Annotated in this window: 7 protein-coding genes; all 7 read right to left on the reverse strand. The window is 66.3% G+C overall.

Annotation, left to right across the window (positions count from 1 at the left end; all coding sequences use genetic code 11):
- Positions 1–1,406, reverse strand: a 1,406-nt coding sequence (locus tag EA346_RS11185; RefSeq protein ID WP_296758582.1) for an AAA family ATPase, incomplete at its 3' end; no start/stop codon positions are given.
- 331 nt (positions 1,407–1,737) lie between these two features.
- On the reverse strand, positions 1,738–3,027 hold the full coding sequence (locus EA346_RS11190) for a hypothetical protein (protein ID WP_296758583.1): 1,290 nt from the start codon (positions 3,025–3,027) through the stop codon (positions 1,738–1,740).
- A gap of 16 nt (positions 3,028–3,043) precedes the next feature.
- Positions 3,044–5,407 carry a polysaccharide biosynthesis tyrosine autokinase gene (locus EA346_RS11195; RefSeq protein ID WP_296758584.1) on the reverse strand — a complete coding sequence of 788 codons (2,364 nt, stop codon included), beginning with the start codon at positions 5,405–5,407 and terminating at the stop codon, positions 3,044–3,046.
- 78 nt (positions 5,408–5,485) lie between these two features.
- A complete protein-coding gene (locus EA346_RS11200) occupies positions 5,486–6,535 on the reverse strand; it encodes a polysaccharide biosynthesis/export family protein (protein ID WP_296758587.1) in 1,050 nt (349 codons plus the stop codon).
- A gap of 47 nt (positions 6,536–6,582) precedes the next feature.
- Positions 6,583–7,365, reverse strand: coding sequence for a hypothetical protein (locus EA346_RS11205; protein ID WP_296758589.1), 783 nt, complete (start codon positions 7,363–7,365; stop codon positions 6,583–6,585).
- A 139-nt stretch (positions 7,366–7,504) separates the two neighbouring features.
- Positions 7,505–8,338, reverse strand: a complete 834-nt coding sequence (locus EA346_RS11210; protein ID WP_296758591.1) for a CpsB/CapC family capsule biosynthesis tyrosine phosphatase — start codon at positions 8,336–8,338, stop codon at positions 7,505–7,507.
- Between the two features lie 157 nt (positions 8,339–8,495).
- Positions 8,496–9,656: hypothetical protein (locus EA346_RS11215; RefSeq protein WP_296758592.1), on the reverse strand; the 1,161-nt coding region annotated here is incomplete at its 5' end.

Raw genomic sequence — 9,656 nt, forward strand, 5'->3', positions numbered from 1 at the left:
GGCTCGGCCTTAGGTTCGGCCTTAGGTTCGGCCTTAGGTTCGGCCTTAGGTTCGGTCTTAGGTTCGGTCTTAGGTTCGGTCTTAGGCTCGGGCTTAGGCTCGGGCTTAGGCTCGGGCTTAGGCTCGGGCTTAGGCTCGGGCTTAGACTGAGACTCGGGCTTAGACTCGGGCTGGGGCTTGGGCTTGGGCTTGGCGGTCGGCTCCTTGCGGGCCGCTCCCGGCCCCGCTGGCGATGCGGTCGGCTCTTCCCTGCGTTCGCCGGCTCCGGGCGCAACCTTTCGATGAGGCTTGAGCGGCGCGGCCTGCGGTGGCCGGTCTGGCTCGCTTTCGGCGGCTTTCGCCTCGACACGACCCTTTTTGACCAGCCCACCGATCTCCTCCAACGGTTCCACCTTGCCGGGAGTGGATGGCGGGGCCAGCACGTCGGTACGGTAAAGCCCCTGATCGATCCGCTTCCAGGTTGCCGCGGTTACCGCCGGCGTTTCGCGCGCCGCGGCGCGCCCCTTCTCGCCGGATGCGTGCGGGGCTACGGTGGCAGCTGCGCGCAGGCCCTCTTCGGGCGGAGACGATGGATCGTCGCGATCGTGGTGCGTGAGTTCCTCATCGCCGAGGTCGTGCGCGACGGTCTCGGCATCGGCCTGGGTGATGCTGTGGCGCTGCTCCAGGAATCCGTACAGGAGCAGCCGGCTGCAGATCAGGTTGATGCGGCGGGGTACGCCCCTGCTGAACGCATGCACGACCGGCAGCACACCGGGCTCGATCACCGGGTCGCCGGTCCAGCCGGCCGTTTCGAGACGATGCCGAACGTAGCCGACCGTCTCCTCGGGGCTCAGCGGCTCGAGGTGCCAGGCCGCCACCAACCGCTGATGCACCTGTTCCATTTCGGGCCTGCGGAGCAGCGAGCGCAGCTCCTCCTGCCCGAGAAGGACGATCTGCAGCAGTTGCTGCCCACCCTGCTGCAGGTTGTTCAATAACCGCAGCTCCTCCATCGCCGCGGGAGCGAGATCCTGCGCGTCATCGATGATCAACAGCGCGTGGAGACCCAGCCGGTACTGCTGGGACAGGAACTCCATCAGGCGCATCAGGATCTGCGCCTTCTTCGGAACGGCGGCCTCCACGCCAAAGGCATGGGCGGCCATCCGCAACAGGTCGTCCGCTCCCAGCTGCGTACTGGCCAGGTAGCCTACGATGAACTCGTTGCGCGGCAGATCGGCCATCAGGTCGTGGATCAGCGTGGTCTTGCCGGTCCCCGGCCCACCGGTGATCATCACGAAGCCCTCGGCCCGGAGCAGCGCATATTGCACCGATGCCCTGGCCCTGCTGTAGCTCGCGTGGCTGAAGGAAAAACGGTGATCCGAGGTCAGCCGGAACGGATCCGTCTTCAGCCCGTAGAATTCTTCATACATGATGCGGTTTCGCCCTGTCGCACAGGCCTCTATTGCGGGGAATTCGTCGCCGCGCGCGCAACCGCACCCTGCGGCGGACTGCGGTAGGGCATCGTACTCTCACCGTTATTTCCTGTTTTCCCTGTTCCAGAGTGGGTTCACCGTTTGCTGCTCGTGCGGGCATGCATGGCGCCCGCGGTTTCACAGAAGAGTATATGCAAATATTGATCCACATATCCGATCCATGGAATTCAATAGTTTACACGGGGACGAACCAAGCCCCTGACGAATCCCGTCACTTTTTTGACCAGCCGGGCCTGGGCTGCTGGGGTTTTTGGCTCGCTCCTGCTACTCATTCGGCCATGTCCGTATCAAGTCGTTCCACTCGCAGGGCATCCAGCCAGAGGCTGCCGGCGAGGAAACGGTCGAAATGGTGCTGGGGTACATCCCGGCGCACCTGCAGGTGCAGCAGGGGAGCGACGCCGGATGCCTCCAGCGCGGCCTCGGCCTCGGCTTCGGCCGTGACCTCGACCTCGATCGCAATGCGAAACGGCGTCCAACCGAAGGTCGCGGCAGGCACGTCCACGCGCACCCGGCTGCCGCCTTCGGGCCAGACGCTCAGGTAGGGCAACGCCCGGGTCGTCAGTCCCTGGCCACGCCAGTATCCCGAGAGTACCCAGCCACCATCGTGTTTCACCACCGGGATACGGACCGAGGGCCGCCCGAGATGCAGGCTCTCGCGACCATCGAAGTCGAGCCGGAGGCTGGCGGGTTCGGTGACGAAGCGCTGCGGGTCCCTGCTCGCCCGGCTGCCGGCAGGCATGCGCGTGTTCCAGTTGAGTCCGTTGGGGCTGCCCAGGTCGTGCAGGAAATCCGCGTTCGGGACCTGCCCCGGGCGGTAGTCGGGAAAGGTGTCGGTCCAGGCCGCCATTGCCGCGTCATGGTCGCCCGTCGCGAGCGCGAGGTCGACATAATCGAGCAGACCCGCATCCCCCTGGGGCCGCGGCGCCGGCAGTCGCGCCCACGCCGCCCGGGCAAGATTCACCCGGCCGTGTTGCCGTGCAAAGCGCAGCACAGCGGCCAGATACGCCTCGCCGTCCGGAACCACGCGATCCAGGAGTTCTTCCGGCTCCTGGATCCAGCGGCCCGCGGTGAACAGCACCTGCTCGGTGGCGTGCGGCTGCCCGTCCAGCCAATGCCGGAGGTGGGTCACGGCCAGGTCCGGATGGCCCAACAGCTGCGCGAGGGTGGCCGCCCGCCAGCGCGTCTCCCGGTGGAACGGCTGCACCGCAACGGCGGCCTCGAGGTGGGCGAGCACGAGATCCGGGTCACGGCCGAGGTACTGGGCAATGATCGCGCGCTGGTGCCAACGGCTGTGGTCGACCGGGTAACGCTGCAGCTGCCACGTCAGGAAGTCCTCGGCCGCCTCGGGATACTGTCTCCAGTGATCCTCCGCCGCGGCCGCGAGGCGGCGACCGGCGAACCCTCCCCAAGGCAGCGCAACCTGGAGCTCACCCCGAATGGCGCCGTCGTCATCGAAGTCGAGAGCGCCAAGGGCGCGGTACTCGGAAAAGACGATCGCCAGCGCGATCAGGCCGGCGATGGCAAGCAGCAGCCAGCCGCGGGGAACCCGTGTCAACACCGCGATTTTTCTCCGCTCAGGACGCCTTGCTCACGGGCAACTTCGGAGACTCAGGGAGTGCGGGCTCTTCCTGGTAACCGTAGTACTCGGAGGAGCAGTAGGCGTAGTCGGGACTGTTGAGGTCAACCCGGTTCAGCACCACGCCGAGGAGCGGCGCCTGGACCTGCTGCAGCCGCCGCACGGCCACACGGAAGTTCTCCTTGCCCGTGCGACCGGCCGCCACGACCACGATCACGCCTCCCACCATGCGCGAGAGCACGACCGCGTCGGCCAGGCCCAGGATCGGTGGCGCATCGATGATCACGTAGTCGAACATCTCCCGACACTCGGCGATGACCCGGGACAGACGGCTCGAACTGAGCAGCTCGGTCGGCTTCGGCGTGGAATGCCCCGCGGGCATCACCGACAGGCCCTCCACGTCGGTGGAATGGATCGACGACCGATCCAGGCTCGTGCCCTGCTCAAACTGCGCAATGCTGTTGGTCAGGCCGGGTGAGCGCGGTCTCCCGAAGTCCCGGTGCAGCGACGGCCTGCGGAGGTCGGCGTCGATCAGCAATACGCGCGAACCGTTCTGGGCGAGCACCGTGGCCAGGTTCACCGAGCTGGTGCTCTTGCCCTCACCCTGCGAGGTGCTGGTGACGAGCAGCGTGCGGGGCATGCCCTCTGGCGTCGAGAACATCAGGCTGGTCCGCAGCGAACGAAAGGCCTCCGAGACCGCCGAGTCCGGACGCCTGGCACTGAAGTGACTGAGCACGCGCTCCGGGATTCGCACCTCGTGCGGTTCCTCGTCCTGACCCTGTGCACGCACAAGCGGCACCAGGCCCATCACAGGCAGCTCCACCAAGCGCTCGACGTCTTCTGCGTGCCGGACGGTCCTGTCGAGGAACTCCAGCAGCAGCGCCAGGCCGATGCCGATCATCACGCCAAGCAGCGAGGCGATCGCGAGATTCTTGGTCAGCACGGGCCGGAAGGCGCCCCCCGGCACCTGCGCGGCGTCGATCACCGCGACGTTGCTCTCCTGCACCCCGGCGGCAACGCCGACCTCCTTCATCCGCTGCAGCAGGCCGTCGTACATCTCGCGGTTGGTCTCGTGCTCGCGGCGCAGGATGTTGTATTGCACGGCCTGCTCGTTCAGCGCCATGATGCGTTCCTCGCGCTGGGCGAGAGCCTGTTCCAGGGCCGTCTCCTGCGCGCGCAGCGTCTCGAAACGCCCGAGAATGCCGTCGGCGATCCTGCGCCGCTCGGCCGCGATCTCCGCGCGCAGCAGTTCCATGCGCCGCAGGGTCTCGGCCACGGTGGGATAGTCGTCCAGGAACCGCTCGGACAGGCTTGCGTATTCGGTCGCGGCATCGAGCAGCCGTTTCTGCAGCTCGGCAATGGTGACGCTGTTGGCCACCGGGTCCAGATGATCGATCCGACCCTGCTGGACCAGCTCCCGCCAACCGGCAAGCCGCACCAGTTCCTGGCGCACCATTTCGAGACTGTCGTTCAGGCTGCGCAGCCCGTCACGCGCCATTTCCTGGTTGGCCGAGAGATCGGAGACCCGTACCCGGCGTGCGAAGTCGGCCAGTTCCCAGTCCGAACGCTCCAGCGCGATCCGCATCTCGTGCAATTGCTCCTGCAGAAACTCCCGTGCGTCGCTGCCGGCATCGAAGCGTCGCTGCATCGTGCTTTCGATGTACTCGCGCGCCACCGCGTTGGCCATCTGCGCGGAGAACTCCCGGTCGAAGCTGACGAAACTGACGTGGACCAACTGGGAATTTCGCTCCGGTTGCACCTCGATGCGCTCCCGGAAACGACTGGTGGCCGCACGGGTCCGCCTCTCCTGGGCTGCCGCCTCGTCCGGCTGCGCCGGGTCACTGGCGCGGCTTTCGCCCGAGGACTGCAGCGCGCCGGTCAGAAGACCGGTCAATGCGCGCAGCTCGGCGAGGATGCTGCGCTGGCGCAGCTCGCCGGTGAGCTCTGGATGGTCCGTCAGGCCGTGCTTGATCACCACCGCCTCGGCCAGCGACCGACTGGCCAGGACACCATGCTGGGTGGTCAGGAACTGCTGGATGCCGGCGCTGCCGGATGCCGATGGTTCGAAGTCGGCGTAGGAGAGGATGCGGGCGGCCTCGGGGTTGATCTGCAGGGTCACGGTGGCCCGGTATTCGGGCAGCATCAGCAGCGTCGCCACCAGCGTCGCGACCAGCACGGTCGCAAGCACACTGAGGATCACCGACCGGCGCTTGGTGATGATGCGCCAGTACTCGCGCAGGTCGATGCTGTCGTCGTCGTCCATGACCGACGCGTCGGGGGCATACAGCGTGACCTGGCCGCCGTTGCTCGACACCGGCTTGAGGTGGTGGCCGGGGCGGTCCCTGTCAGTCCCGAAGGTCATGGGTCCTCCCGCTCGGCAACACGTCTGGCAGGCTCGCTCCACACCGCGCGGGGATCAAGGCGGCTGCCCGCGCGCACGTCATTGCAGCGGCCGCCATCCCAACCAGGCAATCGCCGAAGCGTTGCGCCAGAAGCCAACCCAACCCGCCTTGAGCGTATCGGTATCGACCGCGACGACATCCCCGTTGCGCAGGCGCATGTCCCGGGAGGGGTCGTCACGGACCACCCGGTAGTCGATGTCGAGGTGGTTCCATTCACCGGTGCTGGCATTGCGCCGAACCACGCGGACCGAGGACTTGTCGGCCTCGAACTTCAGGCCCCCGGCCTCGGCGATGGCCTTCAGCACGGTGATGTCGCCCCGCAGGGCGACGCCGCCAGGCCGGTTCACGGCCCCTTCCACGAAGACGAAACCGCCGCGCGGGACGTTGATCAGGGCGGACTCGCCGAGCACGACATTGTTCTCGCCCGCATCGCGCATGAGTTCATCGAGCGCCACTAGCAGGGTACGGGTCTGCAGCTGGCCGGTCTCCGGATTCCGGGTCCGGTCGGTAAGGTACGCCATGTCCCCGGCGTCCTGCGTGACCCCGCCGGCCATCGCGAGGGCCTCGATGAGCGTGGTCTGCCGGCTAACCGAGTACACCCGCGGGTTGGCGACCGCACCGACGATGGTGAACTGCTGGCTCCGGTATTCGGTGACCTGCGCGCTGACCTGCGGGCTGCGCAGGTAGGATTCGCTGTATTTCGCCGCAACCCCCTGTTCGATCTCGTCCAGCGTCAGTCCCGCGACGGAGACCTGCCCCACCAGCGGCATCATGATGTTGCCGCGCCCGTCGACGCGGTACTCCCGCGAGAGCTCCGGAACGCCGAAGAAGTCGATCCGGAGCTGGTCCTCCGGACCGACCCGGTAGAGGCCGCCGCCGAGGCCGGACTCCACGGCCAGCGACAGCAGCTGCTCGTTGAGATCGGCGACGCGGGCCTCGCTGGCGATCTGTTCCTGGAATTCGTCTGCGGAAACGGCCTGCGTGGAACCGTTTGGCGGCGCGGCACAACCGAAAAGGACCAGAACGGCCGAGGCAAGCAGAGCGCCTGACGCGGCCCATCGAGCCGCGGCCCGCTGCAGGGTCAGCACCCTGCCGTTCGTCCTGGACCTGGCGAAGGACATGCCACAGCGCTGCGTCAGGGGCTGGCGGGACGACTACTACTCCCGCCACCACCCACAGCAGCGAGGACCGCAAGACCACCGAGCGCCAATCCTCCCACCACGAGGGGGTTCATCTCGCCGGGGGCGGGTTCCGCCGGCGGCGTGGGCTCGGCCACGACCTCCGGTTCCGGCTCCGGCGGTGGCGTGATGGCCTCGATCTGCGCAATCAGCAGGCCCGGCCCGCCGCCGGAGAAATCGACACGCTGGTTGGCCTCGACCCGGTGGTGGACGTTCCCGGCCTTGTCGCCGACGACCATCGTGCCGTCCCGTACCGTGACCCGCAGCTGCCCGTTATCGAGCCGCTGCACGATCCCGAACGAGCCCGGCCCTGCTGCGCTCACACGCAGGTATTCGGCATCGGCGCGGGTGGAAAGCACGTCCTCGCCGCTGGTGATGACCAGGTCCATTCGGGACTGGGGAATGGCATACAGCAATGCGCCGGACTCAAGCTCAACCCGAACGACCGCTGCCTCCACGGTCAGGGCAGCGCGGGTTTCCCGCGCGAAGCCGATGTTCACGCCGCCATCGAGGTCCATGACCGCCGTGCCGCCACCGGTGTCGATGCGATCCCCCTGGAACCAGGGATACCGGGTATTCGACATCCGGAAAAAGACGTCGGAGCCGGGCTGCGCGATGCGGACATTGCCCTGGATGTCCAGGTTGCCCACCGGCCCCGCGAGCGCCACGCCGGCCGCGGTCAAGCCCAGTGCGACCAGCGCCGCCGTCAGCCAACCCGAAAAAGATGTCGTTCGCATCATGTGCTTCTCCCGCGTTGCCGCTACAGACGTCGCCATGCGGCGGGCGTATCGTTCCCGCAGCCCCCTGGTCGATCCTTCGCTACTCTATAGATACACTCGCGGGCGCTCAACCGTCGCGTGTCGAGCGCAGCCTCGGCCGTCACGCCCGAAGCCGGCGCAGCCAGTTCGCCCAGCCACGCTGGCGAGAGGGTAGCGCGTGCTTGAGCCGGTCGACCGCCACGGGTTGCCCGTCGGCCAACGCACGCGGAAAGTCTTCGGTCAGCAGCGTGGCGACCTCGTGCGAGGTCCATTGCGCGACCGTCTCGCGCGCCGCGCGGAGTTCGGGGACACGGCGTTTGTCGCGATGCGCGTCGGAAGCCATCACATGGATCAGCCCGTTGCGCAGCATGCGCCGTGCGGCCCGCTGCACCTGCGGCCCGAACCGCCCGGTACAGGACTGCGCGGTCACTTGCGCCAGGCAGCCCATCTCGATCCATTCCGCGAGCTTTTCGCTCCCGTCGACCAGTTCCCCATTGCGCTCCGGATGCGCGATGATCGGTTGCAGCCCCATCGCGAGGATGTCCTCGAGAATGCTGTAGGCGCCTAGGGGAACCGTGTACACGGGCAGTTCGACGAGCACGGACCGTTTCCGGTCCGCAATGGTCAGCGCCGTTCCCTTGGCCAACGCGGCCGGCAGCTCAGGCACGAGGTGGCACTCGGCCCCGGGCCGCACATCCAGCGGGATATCCTGCTCACGCAACGCGCGGCGAAAGGACGCGCACTGCTCGCGCACGTGCATGGCCGGGTTGTCGTAGACGCCGTTCAGGTGGTGCGGTGTCAGCACCGAGATGACGATGCCGTCGGCCACGGCGAGCCGGGCCATGTTGAGCGCCTGTTCCAGATCCCGGGCGCCGTCGTCGATTCCCGGCAACAGGTGGCCGTGGAGATCGACCATCCCATCGAGGCGCCGGTTATCTGGACTGGAAGTGATCATCTTCATCGACTCAGGCCGACTCTGTCCTCGTGGCGGAAACCCGGAACCGGACCGGGCTTCCTGCGAAAGCCCGGTCCGGGTGTGCCCGTGTAACCACCGCGGAAGAAAAGCGGAGGCAAACCTCCGATTTTCGTCAAGCGGTGGAGGATATCAACCGCTATTGAGGCTCTGCCCCACCCATGATGGCGGACAACGGACCGAGAATGAGCAACTCGAGGTCATCGACTTCGTTGCAGTTCACGTAACTTGCGAAATCACCGACCGTGACCACCTGAGCGGCAACACCCGTGGTCCCGGTATCGGCACCGAATCGGATTTCGGCATCGAATCCCTCAGCCCCGGAGATCACCACGATTCCTTCACTCGGGCAGAATTCTCCGGTGGCGGCGGATGAATCGCTGGACTTGATCGCCTTTTGGGTGCTCGAGCGCAGCGAACCGTCCATGCCGCTGGAGGCAACCCTGCCAGCCACAAGAATCGTGCTGTCCTCGGTCCAGCTGAAGGAGTCTCCGCCCAGGGAGATTTCCTGGTAGTCGAAGTCTTCGGTGACGGACGTATCCAACTGACCGAGATACACCGTGCGGCCAGGTTCGGCCAGCAGCCGGGCTTCCAGACTTGGAACCTTGATCGTAAGCGTGCCTTTTTCGGAATACTCGGGGTCGGACCATACGTAGTCGGCGGCTTCCGAGGTCTCGATCGATCCGACCAGAACCATGGCGTCTTCGATACCGTCGATCGTTCCCCGCAGATCGACCTCGTTTGTGGCGGCCTCGGTCCACTTACCCGTTTCCACTCCGGCTTGGGAAACGGTCCAGCTGTCCTCATAATCGTAGCTCGCGATCCAGCTTCCGTTCAGCACGACGGCCTTGCCGTTGGCGTTGGTTGCGCAATCGTTGAAGCTCCAGGTGAAGGTGCCCTCCTCGCGGAAGAAGCCATCCTTTAGCTCTTCTTCGGTGACGAAGTCGACGGAGAACTCCCCGCCCGCGACGCACCTCTCTGTATAGGTTCCGCTGTCCGACTCGACTGCGGCTGGTGCCACTGCAACAAACACCGTGTCCGGACTCCCGCGCCGCGCTTCCCGTGCCGTTCGACGGCTCCCGTCTTCGGTGACCGAAGTGCTGGACAGGGTGAGCAAGCGGTTGCTCTGGGTACCAAGGCTCATGGCAGCAATTTCACCGCTGGCTGGCTGAAGCGGATCCAGGAACAGGGAATCAAGGAATTGCGAGAATTCCTCGGCATCGTCACGCTGGGCGTCCTTGGTGCCCTCGAATGCCGCAATCGTAGAGACATCCGCATCACGCTCGAACACACCGGATGT

This window comes from Thioalkalivibrio sp. (assembly GCF_007692535.1).
Lineage (GTDB): Bacteria > Pseudomonadota > Gammaproteobacteria > Ectothiorhodospirales > Ectothiorhodospiraceae > Thioalkalivibrio.